We start from the raw sequence: 21,777 nt of genomic DNA, 5'->3' as shown, positions 1-21,777 counted from the left end.
GGTGGACGGGACGCCGGCGGCGCCGTCGCGGCCGTACAGGCCGGCATTGGGGTCCGGTGCCTGGCGCGGATCCGGCAGCTTGCCGTTGTCGCCCTGGCGGCTGGCCCGGTCGACGAAGGGTACGGGCGCCTTGGTGACGTAGAAGGCGACGACGGCGGCCACGATCAGGCCGAGGAGCAAGCCGGCCAGCGCGCCGTACAGGGTGCTGCCGCTTTCGCCGGACGAACGGCGGGTGGTTTTGCGCTTGGTTGCCATGAACCGATGTTACATCCGCTCAGGCGCCGACACGCCCATCAGATCGAGGCCGTTGGCCAGCACCTGGCGCGTGGTCGCGGCCAGGCGCAGGCGCGCCAGCTTCAAGGCGGTGTCGTCGACCAGCACGCGCTCGGCGTTGTACCAGGCATGGAAGTCCGAAGCGCAGTCGCGCAGCCAGAAGGCGATGTGGTGCGGCGACAGTTCCTGCGCCGCCAGCGCCACCACGTTGGGGAATTCGGCCAGGCGTTGCAGCAGCGCGAATTCGGTCGGGGCGGTCAGCAGCGCGGCGTCGGCCTGGGCCACGTCGGCGGCCGGCATGGCGGCATTGTTGATGACCGAGCAGATACGGGCGTGCGCGTACTGGATGTAATAAACGGGGTTCTCGTCGCTCTTGGACAGCGCCAGGTCCACGTCGAACACGAATTCCGTGTCGGCGCGGCGCTGGATCAGGAAGTAGCGCACGGCGTCGCGGCCCACCCAGTCGATCAGGTCGCGCATGGTCACGTAGCTGCCGGCGCGCTTGGAGATCTTGACCTCTTCGCCGCCGCGCATGACCTTGACCATCTTGTGCAGCACGTAGGCCGGGTAGTCCTTGGGAATACCTTCTTCCAGCGCCTGCAGGCCGGCGCGCACGCGCGCCACCGTGCCATGGTGGTCGCTGCCTTGGATGTTCACGGCGCGATGGAAGCCCCGTTCCCATTTGGCCTTGTGGTAGGCCACGTCAGGCACGAAGTAGGTGTAGCCGCCTTCGCTCTTCCTCATGACGCGGTCTTTGTCGTCGCCCGTGCCCAGTTCGGTGGTGCGCAGCCACAGCGCGCCGCCTTCCTCGTAGGTATGGCCGCCGGCGACCAGCGCCTTGACGGTCGCCTCGACCCGGCCGGAGGTATAGAGCGAGCTTTCCAGGTAGTAGTTGTCGAACGCCAGGCCGAAAGCCTGCAGGTCCAGGTCCTGTTCGCGGCGCAGGTAGGCCACGGCGAAGACGCGGATGTCGTCCAGGTTGTCGATGTCGCCGGTGGCGGTGACGTCCACGCCATCGGAGTGGACCGTCGCGCCGGCCTGAAAATCGCGTGCGATGTCGGCGATGTAGTCGCCCTTGTAGCCGTCGGCGGGCCAGTCGGGCGATTCGGTCGTCAGGCCGCGGGCGCGGGCTTGCACGCTGATGGCCAGGTTGTGGATCTGGTTGCCGGCGTCGTTGTAATAGAACTCGCGGGTAACGTCCCAGCCGATGGCGTCGTACAGGCGGCAGAGGGCGTCGCCCAGCGCGGCCTGGCGGGCATGGCCCACGTGCAGCGGGCCGGTGGGGTTGGCCGACACGAACTCGACCAGGATCTTCTCGCCGCTGCGGGGCGAGCGGCCGAAGGTGGCGCCCTGCTCGGCCACGGCCGCGATGACGGCTTGGCGCGCGGCGGCGGTGACGCGCAGGTTGATGAAGCCGGGGCCGGCGATTTCAGCGGACTCGATCAGGCCGGCTGCGCCGGGCTGCGCCATCAGGGCGTCGACGATGGCCTGGGCCAGTTCGCGCGGGTTGCGGCGGGCCGGCTTGGCCAGCTGCATGGCCACGTTGGTGGCGACGTCGCCGTGGGCGGCGACCTTGGGGCGCTCGAGCAGCACATTTGCCACGGCGTCGGGCAGGCTTTGCGCGACGGCGGCCTGGATCAGGGAGATAAGCTGTTTTTGTTGCTCGAGGAGCATGGGCGTCTGGAGAAGTTCTGAGTTAGTGACGGACGCGCCCGCACAGGCCGGGCCTGTCGGGCGGAGCGGACAGGGGCGGCGTAGCCGGGGGGACCGCGCGCACCGGCCTCATGGCCGCGTCAGGTCCCGCTGTCACGGGAATCTCCTGAATCATAGCTTGATTTGGCAGTGGGACAGACCTGCGGCCAGGGCATCAGCCCTGCGTCGGCGGGTCCGAGGGGACAGATGGCGCCAGCCATCGGACCTGCTGCCCCGGGCCAGTTGGCATCCCCCGGGTGTTGCGGTAGTGTATGTAAGTAATCAATGTGGGAGACTGGAATATGCTGATCACCTTTCATTCCAAGGTCGTGGCCGAAGTTCTGATGCTGACCGACCATGCGGGGGCGCTGCTGTTGGCGGCCGGCAAGTCCTTCAAGGACAAGGTCCCCGAGCGTGGCGTTTTCACCGTCGAGCAATTGGGGCCGGCCATCAGCGGCATCGAGCACGCCATCGAGGAATACCAGAGCGCCCGTGACGGCTCCGATGAAGAAGATGAGGACAAGGCTCCAGCGTCGCCCATGGCCCGCATGGTGGGCCTGAAGGAACGTGCCTTTCCCCTGCTGGACATGATGCGCCAATCCTTGGCGGCAAATGCCGAAGTCACCTGGGAGGTGTCGCGGGGCTGGTAGGCTGGCGAGCCCAATGTCGCCGGGCAGACAATCTGCCCGGCATTTTTTGCCTACCCTACTCGCCTGACGCCACCCGAAGGAACCACCACATGCGCTGCGATATCACCGTTGTTTTCGATTCCCGCCGTTCGCTGGACCTCTCGGCGAACGTCGAACCCTCGCCGCAGCGCCAGAGCGACGCGCGCGACTGGTTCGACAGTGCCTGGGAAACGCTGGGTTGCGAGCCGCTGCGCCCCAGCGGCAAGGTCCTGCTGCTGGACAAGGTGCTGGGCGTGGCCGACGCGCTGGGCTACGACACCCTGTCCTCCGACGAAAAGGAGGCCCGCGAGTTCGCGGAGCACCTGGCGCTGGCCTTGGAGCGCCCGCGCATTACCGTGGATCTGCCGGGGTTGACGGTCGGCTATTGAGAGACTCGCGCTCCAAAAACGAAAACTGCCCCTAGGGGCAGTTTTCGTTTGCGCGGTTCCGACCGTTGCGCCTAGCGGATGCCCGCGCGCATGAACGATTGCACGAACTGGCGCTGGAACAGCAGGAAGGCGATCAACAGCGGCGCGGCCGACATCAGGGTGGCGGCGGTGATGACCGACCAGTCGATGCCCTGGTCGGTCGACGAGAACACCTGCAGGCCCACCGTCAGCGGCCGCGATTCGACCGAGTTGGTGATGATCAGCGGCCACAGGAAGTTGTTCCAGTGGTGGCTGACCGACACCAGCCCGTAGGCCACATAGATCGGCTTGGCCAGCGGCACATACACCTTCCACAGCACCTGCAGGGCATTGGCGCCCTCCATGCGCGCGGCCTCTTCCAGTTCACGCGGCACCGTCTTGAAGGTCTGGCGGAGGAGGAAGATGCCGAAGGCCGATGCGAAGTAAGGCAGGCCGATGGCGAATACCGTGTCGCGGATGCCCAGCTGGCTCATGGAGCGGTAGTTTTCCACCAGCAGCACGTCCGGCATGATCATCAGCTGCAGCAGCACCAGCATGAAGACGAAATCGCGGCCGCGGAACTCGAAGCGCGCGAAGGCGTAGCCGGCCAGCGTCGACAGCACCAGTTGCGCCGCCAGCACCATGGTGACCAGCAGGAAGGTGTTGAGGAAGTAGCGCGGGAACGGCGCGGCCTGCCAGGCGCGCACGAAGTTGTCCAGCGTCAGCGGCGCGAACAGGTCGAAGCGGGTCGCGTAGGCGGGCGGGTGGAACGCCGCCCACATGGCATAGGCCAGGGGCAGGATCCACAGCAGGCCGAGCGCCCAGGCGCCCAGGGTGTCGAGCTTGTCTTTCATTGATAGTGCGTCCTGCGGTCGAGCCAGCGGAACTTGAGCAGCGCGGTCAGCGCCAGCACCACCAGCAACACGACGGTCAGCGTGGCGGCGTAAGCCGTGTCCCAGAAACTGAAACCCACCTGGTAGATGTAGTACAGCAGCAGCGTGCTGGCGTTGTCCGGCCCGCCGCGCGTCATGACCACCACGTGGTCCACCAGCCGGAACGCATTGATTAGGGCGTTGATCAGCACGAAGAGCGTGGTCGGCATCAGCAGCGGCCACAGGATGCGGCGGAAATACTGCCAGCGCGACGCGCCTTCCAGCATCGCGGCCTCGCGCAGCGACGGCGATACGGTTTGCAGGGCAGCCAGGTAGAAGATCATGAAGAAGCCGGCTTCCTTCCAGACCGTCACCAGCATCAGCGCGGGCAGCGCGGTCTCGCGGTTGCCCAGCCAGTTGGGGCCGGGCGAGCCGAACAGCTGCATCACCTGGGCGATCAGGCCGTACTGCGGCGTGTAGAAGAACAGCCAGATGTTGGCCACCGCCACCATGGGCAGCACCGTGGGCGTGAAGTAAGCCATGCGCAGGAAACCGCGCCCCGTCAGGTTGCGGTTCACCCACAGCGCCATGACCAGCGCGATGCCGATCGAGGTAGGGATGGTGCCCAGCGCAAACCACAGGTTGTTCCACAGCGACTGCCAGAATACTGGGTCGTCGCGCATGACGGCGTAGTTTTCCAGCCCTACGAAGCGCGCGGGGCGCGCGCCCTTGGGGGTGGAGAAGAAGCTGTGCCATAGCGTCGCCACCGCCGGGTAGTGCGTGAAGGCGGCGAGCAGCACGATGGCTGGCAGCAACAGCAGCCAGCCATAAAGCGCGTTTAAAGAGCGGCTCATCGTGCTTGTCGGTTTTACTTGTAGGGACGCAGTATGCGGTCGGCCTCGCGTTGCGCGTCGGTCAGGGCCTGCTGCGGCGTCTTGGAACCCGTCAGGGCGGCTTGCAGGGCGTCGTTCAGGGTCTTGGTGACGCGCTGGTTCTCATGCGTGGAGAACTCCGCCACGCTGACTTCCAGCTGGTCGCGCGCGACTGCGGCGGCAGGCACTTCCTGCGCGTACTTCTTCATTTTTTCGGTCTGCCAGGCGGCCGGGGTCACGGCCACGTAGCCCGTGGCGATGCTCCAGTCCGCGGCGCGTTCGGGCGTGGTGACCCATTGCGCGAACTTCAGCGCGGCCTGCTGCTGCGCCGGCGTGCCGCTCTTGAAGATGTAGAAGTTGCCGCCGCCCGTCGGGCTGCCGCCGCGCTTTTGCTGCGGCATCATGGCCACGCCGAACGGGAAGTCGGCGTTCTTGCGGATGTTGGTCAGGTTGCCCGTCGTGGTCCAGACCATCGCGGCCTTCTTTTCCAGGAAGTCCTTGGGCGTGGTGCCCCAATCGATGGTGCCGGTCGGCATGATCTTGTGCTTGGCCGACAGGTCGCGCCAGAACTGAGCGGCTTCCACCACGGCCGGCTTGTCCAGGTAGACCTCGTTGCCGGCTTCGTTCATCAGGATCGCGCCGTTGGGCGTGGTCAAGGCCTGGAACAGCCAGTAGGCGAAGGCGCCGCCCGACGGGATCTCGATGCCCCACTGCGTGGTGTTGCCGGAAGCGTCCTGCTTGGTCAGCTTCTTGCCGTACTCGACCAGTTCGGCCCAGGTCGCGGGCGCGCGCTCGGGGTCCAGCCCGGCGGCCTTGAACAGGTCCTTGTTGTAGTACATGACGATGGTCGAACGCTGGAACGGCACGCCCCAGGTATGGCCGCCGCTGCGGCTGTTCTGCATGAAGGCGTCATAGAAGCCGCCCAGCCACTTCTTGTCGGCGTCGCTCTTGGCCAGGCTGTCGATCGGAACGATGGCGTCCTCATCGATCAGCGTGAACATGTCGGTGGACAGCAGCACCGCCAGCTGCGGCGGGGTGCCGCCCTTGAGCGCGGTCAGCGCCTTGGCGATCGAGTCCTGATAGGAGCCTGCGTAGATCGGCTTGATCTTGATGTCGGGATTTTCCTTCTGGAAATCCGCCACCATGTCGTCGACGATCTTGGTGATCGGGCCGCCGACCGCGACGGGGTAATAGAACTCCACCTCGACGGGCTTGTTCTGCGCCTGCGCGGGCAGCGACAGGCAGGCGGCGGCCAGGCTGGCGGCCAGGGTTTTCAGTACGATGCGACGCATGTCGGTTTCCTTTGCTGTGTACAGGCCCTAGCGGCCGGCAGAGTTGATGACCGCCGAATCGGCGGCAAAGAAGTGCTGCTGGCTGTCCTGCCAGGACAGGCCCAGTGTTTCGCCCGCGCTGGCGCGCAGATGGCCGCCCACGCGCACGGCCACGCCGTTGGTGTCGCCTACGCGGCAGACCACGATGGAGTCCGCGCCGAAGTACTCCACGCTTTCCACCGTGGCGGGAACGCCATTGGCGTCGATGCGTATGTGCTCCGGACGCACGCCGAGCTTCACGGCACCCGCGGGGGCGCCGGCGATGGCGGGGCTCTGCATGCCAGCGATGGCTGTGGCGCCCTGCGTGGACGCCAGGCCGATCAGGTTCATGGGCGGCGTGCCGATGAAGCGTGCCGCGAATTCGGTGGCGGGGCGCGCATACAGGGCGTCGGGCGTGTCGTGCTGTTCAATCTTGCCGCCGCGCAGCAGCACCACCTGGTCGGCCATGCTCATGGCTTCGGTCTGGTCGTGCGTGACGTAGACCATGGTGATACCCAGGCTCTGCTGTAGCGCGCGGATTTCGCGGCGCATTTCATGGCGCAGCTGCGCGTCCAGGTTGGACAACGGTTCGTCCATCAGGCAGACCGGGGCCTCGGAAATCACGGCGCGGCCCAGCGCCACGCGCTGTTGCTGTCCACCCGAAAGCTGCGAAGGCTTGCGGTCCAGCAGATGGCTCAGGCCCAGCAGGTTGGCTACGCGTTGCAGGCGACGGTCGTAGTCGCGGGCAGGCTCCTTGCGCACCTTGAGGCCGAACAGGATGTTCTCGCGCACCGACAGGTGCGGAAACAGCGCATACGACTGGAACACCATCGAGATGCGGCGCTTGGCGGGCGGCAGCTGGGTGACGTCGCGGTCGCCGATGTGGATGGTGCCGGAGGTGGGCGTGTCCAGCCCGGCGATCATGCGCAGGGTGGTGGACTTGCCGCAGCCGGACGGACCCAGCAGGACCGTGAAGCTGCCGGCAGGGACCGTGAAGCTCACTCCGTGGATCGCAGCGGCGTTGCCGTACTGCTTGGTGAGATTATCCAGGACGATGGATGACATGCTGTCTCGAAGATCTAATAGTTAGATCCGCATTGTTGCCTGTTATGAAAACCTTTTCATTGTGCAGCGCAAACATGACGGATGTATGGCAGGACAAACTTTCGTAGTCTAGCTTCGGCCTCAGGAGAACGGGTACGGGCCGGGGTATTCCCCGATGACCGCATGATGCGTGACCAGGTTTTTCCCCTGCCACCAATGCAGCTGGTAGCCCGGCGGTTCCATGATGTATTGCAGCGTCGGGCGCGGGCCCAGCTCCAGCGCGAGCTGGTGCGCCGTGCCCGGACAGGTGGAGGCGATGGTGCCGCCGAAGCGCTGGAAAATCGTGCGGTGCAGGTGGCCGCAAAGCACGCGCTCCACGTTGGGAAAGCGCGCCACGATGCGTTCGAGTTCGGGCGCGCCGGCCAGCAGGCCAATGGCGTCCATGTGTTCGATGCCGGTCAGGAATGGGGGATGGTGCATCAGGACCAGCGTGGGCCGCTCGGGCTGTTCGGCCAGGCGCGCCGCCAGCCAGTCCAGGCGGTCCTGGCAGAGTTCGCCATGGCTTTTCATGGGCACCACGGTGTCCAGCGCCAGCATGCGCAGCGGATAGGTCTCGATGGCGTACTGGATGAACGGGCCCCCGCCTTGCAGATAGCCATGGTCCGGGAAGGCCGCGCGCAGCTGGGCGCGGTCGTCGTGGTTGCCAGGCAGCAGGAAATAGGGGATTTCCAGCGCCTGCAGATGTTCGCGCAGCACTTGGTATTCGTGTGGACGACCCAGGTCCGTCAGGTCGCCCGTGATCAGCACGCAGTCGGGGCGCGGAGTCAGCGCGTTGAGGGCGCGTACCGCGGGCGCCAGAAAGGCCGCCGGATCGATGATGCCGTAGGCCTTGTCGCCGGGGGTGCGCATGTGCAGGTCGGTGATTTGTGCGATGAGCATGACGCGTGTACAGATGAAGGGTTGTTGTGGGGAGAGGCCTCAGCGGCGCACCGGGGCGGCGGTGCCGCCGACCACGATGCAATGCGGCAGCCGGTCCGAATGCGGCGGCTGGCCCTGGATCTGCGCCAGCAGATTCGAGCACGCCGTTTCGCCTATGCCGTCGCTGGGCTGGGCCACGGTGGTCAGCGGCGGCGTCAGCAAGGCGCCGAAGCGCATGCCGTCGAATCCGCAAACCGAGATGTCGGCGGGCACGGACAGGCCCAGGCCCACCAGGTCCGCGATGACGGCGGTGGCCAGCAGATCGTTGGAACAGAACAAGGCGGTGGGCGCCTGCTTGCCGCGCAGCGCGGCCTTCAGGGCGTCCAGGTCGCTACCCGTGTGCGAACTCATCGATATGTGCTGGATGGCGTCCAGGCCCAGCCGTTTGGCGCAGGCGCGCGCGCCCGTCAGCCGGCGGCGGGCGCGATCCGATGCGGTCAGCGGGCCCGTCACCAGGGCGATGCGGCGATGACCCAGCGCGGCCAGGTGGGCCACCATGTCGCTGGCGGCCGCGCGATTGTCGACCGACGCGAAAGGATGGGCGCCGGACTCGTTGTAGACCAGCACGTAGGGAATGCCGGCGTGGTCCAGGTCGTCCAGCGTGGCGCTCTTGGCGGCGTCCGCGACAGTCAGGATCAGGCCATCGACCTGGTGGTCCATCAGGCCCTGGACCGCCGCGGATTCCACCGCGGGGTCGTAGCCGGTGGCGGTCAGCATGACGCTATAGCCCGATTCCCGCGCGCGCCGCTCCGCGCCTTCGAAGCACTCGGCGAATACGGGGTTGGACAGCGTGGGCAGTATCAGGCCGATGGTGCGCGTGCTGCCCGAGCGCAGGCTGCGGCCCACGCGATTGGGCCGGAAGCCCGCGCGTTTGGCGACGTTGCGGATATGCGCGAGCGTGTCGGGATGCACGATCTCGGGCTGGTTGAATGCGCGCGAAACCGTCGCCGGGGAGACCCCGGCCTTGCGGGCCACTTCGATGATGGAAAAGCGGGGCGACGAGCGCGATGCCATGGCGGGATTGCTGCCGGATTTTCTGAAAACGATTTCATCTTACTCGACAAATATGACCCTTGTGTTGCACGGGTTTGCGCTATGCTGATGCCAACGCAACAACACAAAGCCAAGGCGCGAAGCGCGATTTTCTGCGAAAAATCAGATGCTTTTGGGTTTTTCCTAATTGACGCTTGGCGCACAATGGCAAGGATTGGTCCACTGGAACCTCGCGGCAGAATGCCGCGCGGCGCCGCGGATCCTCGGTCAAGGGGACCGGGTGCGTAGTTGAGCCGCCGCGCGATGCGCGGCGCCGGTAAAGAGGAAAGGACCATGTCTACTGCCTTGAACAGACTTGGCGCGCTGGAAGCCGCGCGCAAGCTGCAACGGCGCGAATTGACCGCAGAGCAACTGGTGCGCGCCTGCTTTGCGCGCATCGAACAACGCGAAAGCACCATCCATGCGTGGACCGCGCTGCAAAAGCAGGCCGCGCTCGACCGCGCGCAGGCGCTGGACCGCGGCGCGCTGCGGGGCGTGCTGCACGGCTTGCCCATGGGCGTGAAGGACCTGTTCGACACCGTCGACCTGCCCACGCGCTACGGTTCGCCCATCTACGAACGCCACTGCCCCGGTCTGGACGCGGCCTCCGTGGCGCTATGCCGCGGCGCGGGCGCAATCGTCGTCGGCAAGACCGTGACGACAGAATTCGCCACCTATCAGGCAGGCCCCACGCGCAACCCGCGCAACGAGGCGTACTCGCCCGGCGGCTCGTCCAGCGGCTCGGCCGCCGCGGTCGCCGACGACATGGTGCCTTTTGCATTGGGCACGCAGACCGCAGCCTCCATCATCCGCCCCGCGTCCTATTGCGGCATCGTGGGCTTCAAGCCTACCTTCGGCAGCATTTCCCGCGCTGGCGTCAAAAGCCTGGCGGAGTCCCTGGACACCATCGGCGGCTTTGCCCGTTCGGTGCCGGATGTGGCGCTGTTCGCTTCGGTGCTGATGCGCGATCCCCGCATGCTGGAACTTGCATACGACGGCAAGCCGCGCATCGGCATGTACCGCAGCCTGCAATGGCGGCACGCCCTGCCCGAAACCAAGGAAGCCTACGCGCAGGCCGCGGCCATCCTGTCGCGCGCGGGCGCCGTGGTCGAGGAAGTGCCGCTGCCGCCCGAGCATTGCGTCCTGGCGCAGTTGCATGCGGACATCATGGCGTTTGAAGCGTCTCAGGCGCTGGCCTACGAGCGCCTGGAGCATGCGGCGCAGCTCAGCCCCAAGATCCAGGCCATCCTGGAAGCGGGCTCGCGGATCACTGCGGAAGAACACCAGAAGAACTTGATGCGCGTTGCCGAATCCCGTGCGCGCGTGGATGCGTGGTTCGACAAATACGACGTGCTGCTTGCGCCCAGCGCGAGCGGCGAGGCGCCGTTCGCCGACCTGGGCACGGGCGATCCGCAGTTCTCGCGCGCTTGGACGGTATTCGGCCATCCCTCTCTCAGCCTGCCCTTCGCCACCGGCCCGCAAGGCCTGCCCGTCGGGCTGCAGCTGGTCGGCGCGCGCTACAGCGACCACCGGACGCTGGCGATGGCGGCCTGGGTCCATCAGCGGCTGCTGGCTGCCACCGCGCCGGATATCGGCGCGTCCGACATGTGGCCGCGCGGCTGAGCGTCTGCCGCCCGTGCGCGGACTGAAGCCGCGTTGGCGCGGCGGCGCCCAAAGAAAAAGCCAGCCCGGTAAGGCTGGCTTTTTTACGCCGAGTCGCGGATCACGCGGTCTCGGCGGTTTCTTTACGCCGGGTTGCGGATCACGCCGTTTCGGCCGTTTCTTGTTCGGTTGCCGTCACGGCGCTCGCATTGATATGGCGGTTGACGGCGCTCAGCACGGCCTGGAACGAGGCCGTCACGATGTCGCGGTCGATGCCCACGCCGAAACCGGTGCTCGATTCGCCGACGCGCAGTTCCACATAGGAAGCGGCGCGCGTGTCGGTGCCGGTGCCGATGGCGTGCTCGTGGTAGTCCATGATGCGCACGGGCACGTCCAGCGCGGCGACGAAGGCCGAGATCGCGCCATCGCCCTTGCCCGTCACGATGCGGCGCTCGCCGTTGTATTCAAGTTCGGCTTCGATGCTGAAATGCTGGCCCTCGCCGGCCGACGGATTGCCGTCGATGCGATGGCGCACCAGCTTCCAGGGCGACTTCTGTTCGAGGTATTCGCGGTTGAAGATCGTGTGCACGTCGTCGGCCGTGACTTCGCGGCCGGTTTCGTCGGTGACGCGCTGGATGGCGCGGCTGAATTCGATCTGCAGGCGGCGCGGCAATACCAGGCCGTGTTCCTGTTCGAGCAGGTAGGACACGCCGCCCTTGCCCGACTGGCTGTTCACGCGGATCACGGCGTCGTAGCTGCGGCCGAGGTCGGCCGGGTCGATGGGCAGGTACGGCACTTCCCAGACGGCGTCGGCCTGCTGCTGCGCAAAGCCCTTCTTGATGGCGTCCTGGTGCGAGCCCGAGAACGCGGTGAAGACCAGGTCGCCGGCATACGGATGGCGCGGGTGGACCGGCAATTGGTTGCAGTACTCGGCGCAGCGGCGCACTTCGTCGATGTCCGAGAAGTCCAGGCCCGGGTGCACGCCTTGCGTGTAGAGGTTCAAGGCCAAGGTGACGAGGTCGACGTTGCCGGTGCGCTCGCCGCTGCCGAAGAGGCAGCCTTCGATGCGGTCGGCGCCCGCCATCACGGCGAATTCCGCAGCGGCCACGGCGGTGCCGCGGTCATTGTGCGGGTGCACGCTGAGCACGATGCTGTCGCGGCGCGCCAGGTTCTTGTGCATCCACTCGATCTGGTCGGCGTACAGATTGGGGCTGGTGGCCTCGATGGTGGCGGGCAGGTTCAGCACCATCTTGCAATCGGGCGTGGGCTGCCATACGTCGGCTACGGCGTTGGAGACTTCCAGCGCGAATTCGGGTTCGGTGGTGCTGAAGACTTCGGGCGAATACTGGTAACGCCATTGCGTTTCCGGGTGCTGCGCCATGTACTGCTTCACCAGGCGCGTGCCGGTGGTGGCGATGTTCTTGATCTCGTCCTTGCTCATGTTGAACACGACCTTGCGGAACGCCGGTGCGCAGGCGTTGTACAGGTGGACGATGGCTTGCTTGGCGCCCGCGGCGGATTCCACTGTGCGGCTGATGAGGTCTTCGCGCGACTGGGTCAACACGATGATGGTGACGTCGTCGGGGATGCGCTTTTCCTCGATGAGCTTGCGCACGAAGTCGAAGTCGGTCTGCGAAGCGGACGGGAAGCCCACTTCGATTTCCTTGAAGCCGATCTTCACCAGCTGTTCGAAGAAGCGCACCTTGCGCTCCACGCTCATCGGCTCGATCAGCGCCTGATTGCCGTCGCGCAAGTCCGTGCTCATCCAGATCGGCGCCTTGGTGATGCGGCGGCTGGGCCAGGTGCGTTCAGAAAAGTCGCGGGCAAAGGGCGCGAAGGGGACGTATTTGGTGGCGGGGTTGGCAAGCATCATTACTACACCTCGATCGGTTTCTTTTGAATCCCGGGAATGCTTCCCTAGGCGGCTGCGCGACCGGATGGCGGTCTTGTGCCAGGATTTGCCGTGATTGACCGGCAGGATTCAGAGATAAAAGGGGGAAATCGCGTGTGGCAAGCGTGGTTGCCGAGCTACCACGGGGACACTAGGCCCGGCAACCGATCGGTAGGTATAGCGATAGCGCGTAGGAGGAGAAACGAGCGCGCAGGCCGGCAACCGGAGCGTCGAAGCGTCCGGTGGCAATCGCGAAGGGGGTGCGGTGAGCGGCCATAGGTTGCTAGTCAAACATATTTTCTTCGCCAGCGCAACTGAATGCTCTTTTGTGTGGGGGCGGGTTGCGGGCTTGCGGCAGCGTATTTCGCCGAAGAAAATTCAGCAAAAACGGGGCTGGATAGGCGCCGGCTTTGCATGGCGCGGTATGGACGCAGCCCGCGAATACCGAGCTGGTGCAGTATGGGCTTGCCTGGCCGGCGAGGGACTGAAACAAACAGGCCGCCTGTCGGCGGCCTGGTATGGCAATGGCGGGGGACTTACCGGGCCGGGCCGATGCGCGGTTCCACGTAGCGCTCGCTGCGCCCTTCGGTGCGTGCTTCGCGGCGGACTTCGTCGCGCGGGTCGCGCGGCGTGCGGTCGGACGATTCCAGGATGCGGGCCTGTTCCGCGACCATCGCGATTTTGCCGATGCGGTTGTGGCGGATTTCAGACAGGGAGCGGCGCAGGTCACCCACCGTGAAGGGTTCCTGGCGGTCGCCCCAGGTCCAGCGCAGCACGCCCAGGGTTTCCTCGGACAGGTTGGGCGCCAGGTCGGCCAGCACGCTGGTTTCGACCGGCGTGGCGCTGCCGGAGGCCAGGCTGGCGGACAGCCAGGCGCGCAGCGTGAAGAACACGATCAGGGTCCAGATGCCGGCCACCACCCACCAGATGTAGGGGTTGACCTTCTGCACCATGTCCATGGTCGGCTGCCCCAGGGAATGCAGGAACTCGTAGTTCATGGTGCGGCCGAAATTCAGTATCCAGTTGGCGGCCAGATACCAGATAACCACGGCGACGGCGATGACGATCGCACGCACTATGAGTCGGGGAAGCGCTAATTTGAGCAGGGTCTGGCCGATGAGGCGGCAGTCCTGGCGGGCGCTTGCGGGCGAAGTCAGATTCATCATGCAAAATATTGTACCTATGACCCGTCCTATTTTAGAACTGCGACCTGGCCAGCATTTGACGCTGACGCCACAACTGCAGCAATCGATCCGATTGTTGCAGTTGTCCACGCTCGATCTCGAAGCCGAGATTTCGCAAGTCCTGGCGGAAAACCCGCTGCTGGAACGGCAGGATGAAGCGCCGTCGGCCGAGGCCCCGGCCGAGTCCGACCGCGAGTCCTCCGTGCAGGACGACGAACCCGCCGCCGAACGCGAGACGCCGGTGGATGAAATGCCGGGCTCGGGCGGGGTCTATCCCGATGACGATTCCAGCCGCCCGGAGGCCGCCCGGCCGGACACGCTGCGCGAGCACTTGTTGGGCCAGTTGATGCTGACGCGCGCCGCGCCGCGCGACGTCGCGCTGGCCGGCCTCCTGATCGACGAGCTGGACGAGAACGGCTACCTGGGATCGCCGCTGGAGGAGATCCTGGGCTGGCTGCCAGCCGAGCTGGAGCCGGACATCGACGAACTGAAAGCGGCCCTGTCGCTGCTGCAATCGTTCGACCCGCCCGGCATCGGCGCGCGCGATATGGCCGAATGCCTGCTGTTGCAGCTGCGCAACCCCGATCTGGCGCAACTGCCCGAAGCGGCAGAGGCCGCGGTTCTGGCCTGTGCCCGCCAAATCTGCGCGCAACACCTCGCCCTGTTGGCGACAGGCAACGCTGCGCGCCTGTGCGCGGCCGTCGGCTGCGACGATGCCATGTTCCGCTCGGCCCATTCCCTGATCCTGCGGCTGGAGCCGCGTCCGGGGCGCGCCTGGACCGTGCCCGCAGCCGACTACGCGGTACCGGACGTCATCGTGCGCAAAACGCGCGGCGGCTGGCAGGTCACCCTCAACAGCGCCGCCGTGCCCAAGCTGCAGATCAATGGGCTGTACGCCCAGATGTTGGGCAACCAGAAGGAGTCGGCGCATGCAGGGCTGCACTCGCAGCTGCAGCAGGCCCGCTGGATGATCCGCAACGTGGAGCAGCGATTCGACACCATCCTGCGGGTGGCCCAGGCCATCGTGCAGCACCAGGCAGCCTTCTTCAGCCAGGGGCCAGCCGCCATGCGGCCGCTCATCCTGAAGGACATCGCTGGCGAGCTGGGCTTGCATGAGTCCACGATTTCACGCGCTACAACGCAGAAGTACATGCTCACTCCGTTTGGCACGCTGGAGCTCAAACGCTTCTTCGGCACGGGCGTGTCGACGGACGGCGGGGACGCCACTTCGGCCACCGCGGTGCAGACCTTCATCCGCCAGATGGTTGCCGATGAGAACCGGGCCAAACCCTTGTCCGACAGCCAGATCATGCAAAAACTGGCCGATCAGGGGATAGTGATCGCCCGGAGGACGGTGGCAAAGTACCGTGAAGCGCTACGGATAGCCCCAGCGGCGTTGCGCAAGGCGCAGGCGGCGGCCCGCTGATCAGGCCAATGTAATCGGGGACGGATATATGGAAATTCGTCCCTGATTTCAACGACTTGCGTGACACTTTGGTTGCAAATTTATTTATGCGCGGGGCTTGCCAGTAGCGGAATAATTTTCGATAATTATTCTCATGTACATTTGCGTATGTAATGCCATCACCGAACGCCAAGTCCGCGCCAGCGTGGACGGGGGTGCGACGACGCTTTCCGACCTGCAATTCGAGCTGGGCGTAGCCACGTGCTGCGGCTGCTGCGCGGCCACGGCCGCCGAATACCTGCCGGGCGGCCGCTGCTCCAGCGTGTGCGACGTGCGCTCCATTGCTGTTCCGGTCAATCCTCCGGCCGCCATGGTCGAAGCGGGTGCGCCTGCTGCCAACAGCAGCTTCCCGATTCCCCTGGTCGCCATCGCCTGAGGATAGCCGTCTCTTTCCGGCTCGCTGCCGTCACGCAGCGGGCCGCGTTGCTTCTTTCTCGCAAAATTCCCGGATGGTCATCGCCAGTTGGCGCGCGGGCTCGCGCACCGAGTCGGCCAGGCATAGCGCCAGTTCGGTCGACGGGACCGGCGGCAGCGCCGCGTCGATGATCCGATGGTCCGGCAAGAGGCAGCGCCGCTCCAGCAGCGCCACCCCCAAGCCCCCTGACAATGCCGCCTGCAAGCCCATCAGATTCGGGCTTTCGTAGGCGATGCGCCAATGCCGACCTGCGGCCTCCAGGGCATGGATGGCGCGGTTGCGGTAGATGCAGCCCTGCGGAAACGCCACCAGCGGCACCGGCTCAGCCAGCGGCACTTGCACCCCTGGAGCGCCGATCCAATGTAATTGCTCGGGCCAGGCGGCCAACGCGGCGCCCGCGCCGGGCTCGCGCTTGAGCAGGGCCACGTCCAGGTCGCCCCGTTCCAGCGCGCGCGTGAGCGCCGAAGTCAGGTCGCACCGGACCGATAGCCGCACGCCTGGCCGCGACCGGGCAAACTCGGAAACCAGGATGGTCAGCGTGTCGGCCGCGAAATCGTCCGGGATGCCCAGCCGGATCACGTCCACGCGCTTGCGCCCGCTGACGGCTTCCCGGACCTCGGTCGACAGGGCCAGCATGCGCCTCGCATAGCCCAAGAGGCGCTCGCCGTCCTCGGTCAACGAAACCTGGCGGCCTTCGCGGACGAACAGTGCGCACTCCAAGGTTTCTTCCAGCTTGCGGATCTGCTGGCTGACGGTGGATTGGCTGCGGTGCACGCGTTCGCCCGCCGCCGTGAAGCCGCCGGCGTCCACGACGGAGACGAAGCTGTGCAAAAGGTCGAGGTCTGGCATCGGTCGCTCCATGCATTCATTTTTCAAATACTTTCGATCCGAATAAAGAGTTTGTCAATGGATGGGCGCCCGCGCAGAATCCTTACATCCGCCGCCACTGCGGCTCAGTGCCTACTTTCGGATTCATCATGAAGGCCACCTCAACCCTGTCTGCCGCCACCCTGCCAGCCCAAGCCTCGCCGGGCATCAGTTGGGCGCCGATCGCGGCGTTCTGTTTTCTGTGGAGTTCGGCATTCGCGGCGGCCAAGATCGCGGTACGGGACTGTCCGCCGCTGACCCTGCTGACCATCCGCTTCCTGATCGCGGGGGCCCTGATGCTGGGCTTGGCGGCGGCCAGCGGCGGCTGGAAAATGCCGGCGCGCCGCGACTTGGTCGCGCTGATCCTGCTGGGAGCACTGAACAATGCCCTGTATCTGGGTTTGAGCTGGTCGGGCATGACCACCGTGTCATCCGCGTTCACCGCAGTGTTGATCAGCACCAACCCGCTGCTCATCGGTGTGCTGGCCGGACCGGTGTTGGGCGAACGCCTGGGATGGCGCAAGCTGCTCGGCCTGTGCCTGGGATTGGCGGGCGTGGCCCTGGTGCTGCGCTCGCGCTTGTCGGGCATGCAGGAGGATCTGCACGGCACGCTGCTGGTCACGGGAGGCCTGCTGGCGCTGGTGGCGGGCACGTTGCTCTACAAGCGCCTGAAGCCATCTTCGGGCCTGTGGACGTCCACAGGCATACAGTCGTTGGCCGGCGCGGTGGTCATGCTGCCTTTCGCGTTGATGTACGAAAACATCGGCGATGCGCGCATGACCGCCAGCCTGTTCTGGAGCATGGCCTACATGATCGTCGCCGTGTCGATGGGCGGCTATTACCTGTGGTTCATGATCCTGGGGCGCGCCAGCGCCACGGCGGCCAGCGCGTTGCACTTCCTGATGCCGCCGCTCGGGCTGTTGTTCGGATGGCTGGTGCTGGGCGAGCACGTGTCGTGGCTGGACCTGCTGGGCATCGTTCCCATCGCATTCGGCATCTGGCTGGCCACGCGGCGCGCCGAATAGCGTGTCGCCGCGGCCGGGGTTGCCGATCCGCAACGAATCGCCGCCGGCCGCTAGCTGGCGCGTTTCATGCAGCCAGGGGACGCATGGCCGGGTGCGATTGCGCGGAGTTGGCGGTGAATTCCAGCGAGTGACGCGTCGTCAGGCCGCGCAGGCGCTGATGCAGGCATGCAAGGCATCACGCACGCATACTCATTCTCATTGGCTTGTCGCTTTCTTGTAGCGCTCCTAAAGCGGTTTACCAAATGCAGCGCAAGGCTAGGCGCGGCCCCGCGCCTGGTGGTAGTCTGCCGGGGTTGCGTACGCGCGGCATCGTGCGCTCCTTTGTCGCGATGCATCTGCGTCGCGCCTGACTGCAAGGAGTCCATCATGAAAGGCGACAAAACCGTCATCCAGTTTCTGAACAAGCAACTGACCAACGAACTGACGGCCATCAACCAATATTTCCTGCATGCCCGCATGCTGAACCATTGGGGCTTCGACAAGCTGGGCAAGCACGAGTACGAAGAATCCATCGGCGAAATGAAACATGCGGACCGCTTGATCGCGCGCATCTTCATGCTGGACGGCCTGCCCAACCTGCAAGACCTGCATAAGCTGCTGATTGGCGAAGACGTGCCGGAATTGCTGGCCTGTGACCTGAAGCTGGAGCAAGGCGCCCAGGCGACCGTGAAGGAAGCGATCGCGCATTGCGAATCGGTCCGTGACTATGTTTCGCGCGATCTGTTCCAGGATATTCTGGACGACACCGAAGAGCACATCGACTACCTGGAAACGCAGATCGACCTGATCGACAAGGTCGGCATCCAGAACTACCTGCAAAGTCAGATGTCCGTGCCGGAGTAATGTTCCGGTCATGAAAAATGGCGCCCCGCGGGGCGCCATTTTTTTTGAGGTACTGCCGGGCCTGCATTGCAGGCCCAGTGACTTACTGGGGGCGGGCCGGGCACTCGGCCATGGTGCCCCAAGCGCGGTTGGGGCCGCAGTACTTGTTGCGCGCCGCCCAGGAGCACGACGGACGCTCGAAGAAGCCTTGCGTGGCGCATTGCGCGAGCTCGCGCTTGAGGGCGTCCTGCCAGCCGAGAGCACCGGGCGCTTGCGCGGTGTTGGGCGGCGGCGGGGGCGCTTGCACCATTTGCGGGGTGCCATAGCCGCCGGCCTGGGCCTGGCCGCCGTTGATGGCGGTGGAGGTGCCTGGCGCTTGCAGGTCCAGCGTGCTGACGTCCGAGGCGCCCGAAGGCAGCGGCACGTGCGAGGCCGCCGCAATTTCGCGGGCCTGGTCCGGACTGATGCGGTCGCGCGAGATCTTCACCGCAGGATCGCTGACGCTGTCGAACAAGGACACGGTATTGACCTGCCATTCGCGGTCGGCGGGTTTGTCGGGCACCCCCAGGGTGCCGTCAATACGCGGCTGCGGAGGCTGCGCCACGTAGGGGCGGCCGTTGGCGTCGAGCACGGGCTGCTGGGAAGCAGCCGCGTCCTGGCCAGGAGCGGGCGCTGCGGGCGGCGCATGCGCCACCAGCCAATCGCCCAATTGAATGCCGCCCCAGGCCGACGCGCCAAGCGCGATCAGGAGCGTTGCGAATAAGAAACGCCAAGACATTGCTACCCTCATCTGCCGTGCGGAACCCGAACGGGTCTACGCTTTGTCTCCGAAAACCTTGCCGCCGTGCTCCCGCATGGCGTGGAATTTCACATCGGGATACAGTTCCTCGGCCACGCGCAACTGCGCGGGAGAACCGATCAAAAACGCCGCCGCATCCACAACATCATAGGCGATATGGGCGGCATTGGCATCCATGAACTTGCGCAGCGCCTTGGGGTTTTCAGACGTAATCCAACGTGCCATTGTGTAGCGGGAAGGCAGCATCCGGGCATCCACGCCGTACTCCGTCTTCAGGCGATGGGCGACCACTTCGAACTGCAGCTGGCCGACCGCGCCCAACAGCAGGGAACCGCCGGAGGCCTCGGGACGGAACACCTGGATGGCGCCTTCCTCGCCCAATTGGGTCAGGCCGGTACGCAGCTGCTTGGTGCGCAGCGGGTCCTTCACTTCCACGGCCTGGAACAGCTCGGGGGCGAAGAACGGCAGGCCGGTGAACTGCAGGGTTTCACCTTCGGTCAGCACGTCGCCCAGTTGCAGCACGCCGTGGTTGGGAATGCCGATGACGTCGCCGGCATAGGCCTCGTCCAGCAGTTCACGCCGCTGCGACAGGAACGACACCACGTTATTGGGGCGCATTTCCTTGTTGGTGCGCGCGACCTTCAGGCGCATGCCGCGTTCGAAGCGGCCGGAGCTGACGCGCACGAACGCGACGCGGTCGCGGTGGGCCGGATCCATGTTGGCCTGCACCTTGAACACCACGCCGGTGAACTTGGGTTCCACCGGCTGCACCAGGCGCTGCATGGATACGCGCGGGCCGGGGGGCGGCGCTTGTTCGACCAGCGCGTCCAGCACTTCCTGCACGCCGAAGTTGTTGATGGCGGAGCCGAAGAACACGGGCGTCTGCTTGCCGGCCAGGAACTGTTCGCGGTCGAAGGCGGGCGCGGCTTCGTTGATGAGTTCGATCTCGCCGCTGGCCTGCTCGAAAGCCGAGCCGAAACGCTGCGCGATTTCGGGATTGTTCAGGCCTTCGATGAAGTCGTCCTTGTCCGAGCGGCGTTCCTGCCCGGGGCGGAACACGCGCATGCGGTCCTGGCGGATGTCGAACACCCCGCCGAAGGCCTTGCCCATGCCGACCGGCCACGAGAACGGCACGGCGTCCATGCCCAAGTGGCCTTCGATCTCGGACAGCAGTTCGAGCGGTTCGCGCACTTCGCGGTCCATCTTGTTGATGAACGTGATGATGGGCGTGTTACGCGCGCGGCAGACTTGCAGCAAGCGGATGGTCTGTGGTTCGACGCCGTTGGCGGCGTCGATCACCATGAGCGCGGCATCGACCGCCGTCAGCACCCGGTACGTGTCTTCGGAGAAGTCCGCGTGGCCCGGGGTGTCGAGCAGGTTGATGACGCAATCGCGGTATTCCATCTGCATCACCGAGGACGCCACGGAAATGCCGCGCTGCTTTTCGATTTCCATCCAGTCGGACGAGGCATGGCGCGAAGCCTTGCGCGCCTTGACGCTGCCGGCGATCTGGATCGCGCCTGCGAACAGCAGCAGCTTTTCGGTCAGTGTCGTCTTGCCCGCGTCGGGGTGGGAAATGATGGCGAACGTACGGCGCCGCGCTACTTCGTGAGGGATGTTCATGATCGGAAGGATTTTACCCGGCGCCGCTTGTTTGCCCGGCGCGGTCCGGTATCGGGCATGAAAACGTGCGGGGCATGCGCCGTTGCCGGCGCATGCCCCGCACATGGGATTCAGGAATGGCGGCGGAACGACGCCAGGAATACGCCAGCCAGGATGAACAGCGAGCCGAAGGTCCGGTTCATCCAGCGGATGTGCTTGGCGCTGCGCAGCATGCGCAGCACGCGCGCCGCCAGCAGCGTGTACACGCCCATGGCCACCAGGTCGGTGAACGCCAGCGTGGCGGCGATCGCCGCGTACTGCTGCGTCAGCGGCAGCGCGGTGTCCACGAACTGCGGCACCACGGCCAGCAGGAATACCGTGCCCTTGGGGTTCATGGTGTTGATCAGGAAGCCGCGTAGCACCAGTTCACGGATCGTGGCGCGTTTGGGATCGCCGGCGTCCACCGTGACGGGTGCGGCATCCGTGCGGATCTGGCGCACGCCCAGGTAGATCAGGTAGGCGACGCCCAGGTACTTGACCACGTTGAAGGCCATTTCGGACGTGGCCAGCACCGCGCCCAGGCCCACCGCCACCACCACGAACTGGAACAGGATGCCCATGATCAGGCCGGCCGTGTTCCAGTAGCCGCGCGCGAATCCGTATTTCAGGCCGGAGGACATCGCCGAGATCGCGCCCGCGCCGGGCGAGAACGAAATGGCCCAGGAGGCCAGGAAGAACGTCAACCAGGTGGATAAAGGCATGGCGCGGGTCCGTGGGGGCGGTTGCGGTGATATTACTTGCTCAGCAGCGCGGCGCGCGGCGCGCCCGAGGGGCGTCCGGAGCCACCGTTGCCTGCCGGGCGGCCGGAGCCCTCCGGACGGCGATGGTTCTGCTGCGGGCGACCCTCGTTGCGGCCGGCGTGGGCCGGACGGTCGGCGGGCTTGCCATCGCGCGGAC

At 65.7% G+C, this 21,777-nt stretch carries 20 protein-coding genes and 1 pseudogene; 7 read left to right on the top strand and 14 right to left on the bottom strand.

Going from position 1 to position 21,777, the window contains the following annotated elements:
- Together WBB14_RS28255 and argS are read right to left on the bottom strand one after the other, a co-directional pair.
- Window positions 1–255 (bottom strand): annotated as a pseudogene (locus WBB14_RS28255) (SPOR domain-containing protein); the annotation flags it as partial.
- A gap of 9 nt (window positions 256–264) precedes the next feature.
- Window positions 265–1,947: an arginine--tRNA ligase gene (argS, locus tag WBB14_RS28250; RefSeq protein WP_424242684.1), complete on the bottom strand. Its 1,683-nt coding sequence runs from the start codon at window positions 1,945–1,947 to the stop codon at window positions 265–267.
- A gap of 320 nt (window positions 1,948–2,267) precedes the next feature.
- On the opposite strand from argS, the gene WBB14_RS28245 reads away from it, so the two are divergent.
- Window positions 2,268–2,615, top strand: a complete 348-nt coding sequence (locus WBB14_RS28245; RefSeq protein ID WP_424242683.1) for a DUF1840 domain-containing protein — start codon at window positions 2,268–2,270, stop codon at window positions 2,613–2,615.
- A gap of 89 nt (window positions 2,616–2,704) precedes the next feature.
- Window positions 2,705–3,022: a hypothetical protein gene (locus WBB14_RS28240; protein WP_424242682.1), complete on the top strand. Its 318-nt coding sequence runs from the start codon at window positions 2,705–2,707 to the stop codon at window positions 3,020–3,022.
- A gap of 71 nt (window positions 3,023–3,093) precedes the next feature.
- Here the strand turns inward: WBB14_RS28240 and WBB14_RS28235 are convergent, their stop codons facing one another.
- The 6 genes from WBB14_RS28235 to WBB14_RS28210 form a co-directional block, all read right to left on the bottom strand.
- The gene (locus WBB14_RS28235) at window positions 3,094–3,894 is read right to left on the bottom strand and encodes a carbohydrate ABC transporter permease (RefSeq protein ID WP_424242681.1); all 801 of its coding nucleotides are present in this window, start codon (window positions 3,892–3,894) and stop codon (window positions 3,094–3,096) included.
- Window positions 3,891–4,766, bottom strand: coding sequence for a carbohydrate ABC transporter permease (locus tag WBB14_RS28230; protein ID WP_424242680.1), 876 nt, complete (start codon window positions 4,764–4,766; stop codon window positions 3,891–3,893). Before WBB14_RS28230 ends, WBB14_RS28235 begins: the two co-directional genes overlap by 4 nt.
- A gap of 14 nt (window positions 4,767–4,780) precedes the next feature.
- Window positions 4,781–6,076 (bottom strand): ABC transporter substrate-binding protein, encoded by a 1,296-nt coding sequence (locus WBB14_RS28225; protein ID WP_207473039.1) that lies wholly within the window; start codon window positions 6,074–6,076, stop codon window positions 4,781–4,783.
- A 27-nt stretch (window positions 6,077–6,103) separates the two neighbouring features.
- Complete coding sequence (locus WBB14_RS28220) at window positions 6,104–7,159, bottom strand: ABC transporter ATP-binding protein (protein WP_424242679.1); 1,056 nt, start codon at window positions 7,157–7,159, stop codon at window positions 6,104–6,106.
- A gap of 120 nt (window positions 7,160–7,279) precedes the next feature.
- Complete coding sequence (locus tag WBB14_RS28215) at window positions 7,280–8,077, bottom strand: phosphodiesterase (RefSeq protein WP_424242678.1); 798 nt, start codon at window positions 8,075–8,077, stop codon at window positions 7,280–7,282.
- Between the two features lie 39 nt (window positions 8,078–8,116).
- The gene (locus WBB14_RS28210; protein WP_013390900.1) at window positions 8,117–9,130 is read right to left on the bottom strand and encodes a LacI family DNA-binding transcriptional regulator; all 1,014 of its coding nucleotides are present in this window, start codon (window positions 9,128–9,130) and stop codon (window positions 8,117–8,119) included.
- Window positions 9,131–9,442: 312 nt separating this feature from the next.
- Here WBB14_RS28210 and WBB14_RS28205 point away from each other — a divergent pair, with 312 nt between their 5' ends.
- The gene (locus WBB14_RS28205) at window positions 9,443–10,771 is read left to right on the top strand and encodes an amidase (protein ID WP_424242677.1); all 1,329 of its coding nucleotides are present in this window, start codon (window positions 9,443–9,445) and stop codon (window positions 10,769–10,771) included.
- Between the two features lie 139 nt (window positions 10,772–10,910).
- Here the strand turns inward: WBB14_RS28205 and leuA are convergent, their stop codons facing one another.
- Together leuA and WBB14_RS28195 are read right to left on the bottom strand one after the other, a co-directional pair.
- Window positions 10,911–12,623, bottom strand: coding sequence for a 2-isopropylmalate synthase (gene leuA, locus WBB14_RS28200; protein WP_424242676.1), 1,713 nt, complete (start codon window positions 12,621–12,623; stop codon window positions 10,911–10,913).
- Between the two features lie 554 nt (window positions 12,624–13,177).
- On the bottom strand, window positions 13,178–13,807 hold the full coding sequence (locus tag WBB14_RS28195; protein WP_424242675.1) for a hypothetical protein: 630 nt from the start codon (window positions 13,805–13,807) through the stop codon (window positions 13,178–13,180).
- Here WBB14_RS28195 and rpoN point away from each other — a divergent pair.
- Entirely contained in the window at window positions 13,806–15,251 is a 1,446-nt protein-coding gene (gene rpoN, locus WBB14_RS28190) for an RNA polymerase factor sigma-54 (protein ID WP_424242674.1), read from the top strand. The two genes, WBB14_RS28195 and rpoN, sit on opposite strands and share 2 nt — an antisense overlap.
- 133 nt (window positions 15,252–15,384) lie before the next feature.
- Window positions 15,385–15,666: a (2Fe-2S)-binding protein gene (locus WBB14_RS28185; protein WP_424242673.1), complete on the top strand. Its 282-nt coding sequence runs from the start codon at window positions 15,385–15,387 to the stop codon at window positions 15,664–15,666.
- A gap of 30 nt (window positions 15,667–15,696) precedes the next feature.
- Here WBB14_RS28185 and WBB14_RS28180 read toward each other — a convergent pair whose 3' ends face one another.
- Complete coding sequence (locus tag WBB14_RS28180; RefSeq protein ID WP_424242672.1) at window positions 15,697–16,554, bottom strand: LysR substrate-binding domain-containing protein; 858 nt, start codon at window positions 16,552–16,554, stop codon at window positions 15,697–15,699.
- Between the two features lie 128 nt (window positions 16,555–16,682).
- Between WBB14_RS28180 and WBB14_RS28175 the strand changes: the two genes are divergently transcribed.
- Window positions 16,683–17,597, top strand: coding sequence for a DMT family transporter (locus tag WBB14_RS28175; protein WP_424242671.1), 915 nt, complete (start codon window positions 16,683–16,685; stop codon window positions 17,595–17,597).
- A 366-nt stretch (window positions 17,598–17,963) separates the two neighbouring features.
- Window positions 17,964–18,440: a bacterioferritin gene (bfr, locus tag WBB14_RS28170; RefSeq protein ID WP_013390908.1), complete on the top strand. Its 477-nt coding sequence runs from the start codon at window positions 17,964–17,966 to the stop codon at window positions 18,438–18,440.
- Between the two features lie 82 nt (window positions 18,441–18,522).
- Here bfr and WBB14_RS28165 read toward each other — a convergent pair whose 3' ends face one another.
- The 3 genes from WBB14_RS28165 to WBB14_RS28155 all read right to left on the bottom strand — a co-directional run bounded on the left by WBB14_RS28165 (window position 18,523) and on the right by WBB14_RS28155 (window position 21,581).
- Window positions 18,523–19,209 (bottom strand): hypothetical protein, encoded by a 687-nt coding sequence (locus WBB14_RS28165; protein WP_424242670.1) that lies wholly within the window; start codon window positions 19,207–19,209, stop codon window positions 18,523–18,525.
- Window positions 19,210–19,233: 24 nt separating this feature from the next.
- Complete coding sequence (locus WBB14_RS28160) at window positions 19,234–20,841, bottom strand: peptide chain release factor 3 (protein WP_424242669.1); 1,608 nt, start codon at window positions 20,839–20,841, stop codon at window positions 19,234–19,236.
- Between the two features lie 110 nt (window positions 20,842–20,951).
- Window positions 20,952–21,581, bottom strand: coding sequence for a LysE family translocator (locus WBB14_RS28155; RefSeq protein WP_424242668.1), 630 nt, complete (start codon window positions 21,579–21,581; stop codon window positions 20,952–20,954).
- Window positions 21,582–21,777 lie beyond the last annotated feature (196 nt).

It is taken from the genome of Achromobacter sp. (assembly GCF_049647645.1).
In the GTDB taxonomy this organism is placed as follows: Bacteria; Pseudomonadota; Gammaproteobacteria; order Burkholderiales; family Burkholderiaceae_B; genus Achromobacter.
This window is presented reverse-complemented; position numbering and strand designations above follow the sequence as displayed.

Excerpts from the sequence above, each read along its gene's own strand:
- WBB14_RS28220 (WP_424242679.1), bottom strand. The coding sequence starts at position 7,159 with ATGTCATCCATCGTCCTGGATAATCTCACCAAGCAGTACGGCAACGCC.
- WBB14_RS28215 (WP_424242678.1), bottom strand. The coding sequence starts at position 8,077 with ATGCTCATCGCACAAATCACCGACCTGCACATGCGCACCCCCGGCGAC.
- WBB14_RS28240 (WP_424242682.1), top strand. The coding sequence starts at position 2,705 with ATGCGCTGCGATATCACCGTTGTTTTCGATTCCCGCCGTTCGCTGGAC.
- WBB14_RS28155 (WP_424242668.1), bottom strand. The coding sequence starts at position 21,581 with ATGCCTTTATCCACCTGGTTGACGTTCTTCCTGGCCTCCTGGGCCATT.
- WBB14_RS28165 (WP_424242670.1), bottom strand. The coding sequence starts at position 19,209 with ATGAGGGTAGCAATGTCTTGGCGTTTCTTATTCGCAACGCTCCTGATC.
- WBB14_RS28175 (WP_424242671.1), top strand. The coding sequence starts at position 16,683 with ATGAAGGCCACCTCAACCCTGTCTGCCGCCACCCTGCCAGCCCAAGCC.
- WBB14_RS28245 (WP_424242683.1), top strand. The coding sequence starts at position 2,268 with ATGCTGATCACCTTTCATTCCAAGGTCGTGGCCGAAGTTCTGATGCTG.
- WBB14_RS28230 (WP_424242680.1), bottom strand. The coding sequence starts at position 4,766 with ATGAGCCGCTCTTTAAACGCGCTTTATGGCTGGCTGCTGTTGCTGCCA.
- argS (WP_424242684.1), bottom strand. The coding sequence starts at position 1,947 with ATGCTCCTCGAGCAACAAAAACAGCTTATCTCCCTGATCCAGGCCGCC.
- WBB14_RS28225 (WP_207473039.1), bottom strand. The coding sequence starts at position 6,076 with ATGCGTCGCATCGTACTGAAAACCCTGGCCGCCAGCCTGGCCGCCGCC.
- WBB14_RS28160 (WP_424242669.1), bottom strand. The coding sequence starts at position 20,841 with ATGAACATCCCTCACGAAGTAGCGCGGCGCCGTACGTTCGCCATCATT.
- rpoN (WP_424242674.1), top strand. The coding sequence starts at position 13,806 with ATGCAAAATATTGTACCTATGACCCGTCCTATTTTAGAACTGCGACCT.
- WBB14_RS28195 (WP_424242675.1), bottom strand. The coding sequence starts at position 13,807 with ATGATGAATCTGACTTCGCCCGCAAGCGCCCGCCAGGACTGCCGCCTC.
- bfr (WP_013390908.1), top strand. The coding sequence starts at position 17,964 with ATGAAAGGCGACAAAACCGTCATCCAGTTTCTGAACAAGCAACTGACC.
- WBB14_RS28185 (WP_424242673.1), top strand. The coding sequence starts at position 15,385 with ATGTACATTTGCGTATGTAATGCCATCACCGAACGCCAAGTCCGCGCC.
- WBB14_RS28210 (WP_013390900.1), bottom strand. The coding sequence starts at position 9,130 with ATGGCATCGCGCTCGTCGCCCCGCTTTTCCATCATCGAAGTGGCCCGC.
- leuA (WP_424242676.1), bottom strand. The coding sequence starts at position 12,623 with ATGATGCTTGCCAACCCCGCCACCAAATACGTCCCCTTCGCGCCCTTT.
- WBB14_RS28235 (WP_424242681.1), bottom strand. The coding sequence starts at position 3,894 with ATGAAAGACAAGCTCGACACCCTGGGCGCCTGGGCGCTCGGCCTGCTG.
- WBB14_RS28180 (WP_424242672.1), bottom strand. The coding sequence starts at position 16,554 with ATGCCAGACCTCGACCTTTTGCACAGCTTCGTCTCCGTCGTGGACGCC.
- WBB14_RS28205 (WP_424242677.1), top strand. The coding sequence starts at position 9,443 with ATGTCTACTGCCTTGAACAGACTTGGCGCGCTGGAAGCCGCGCGCAAG.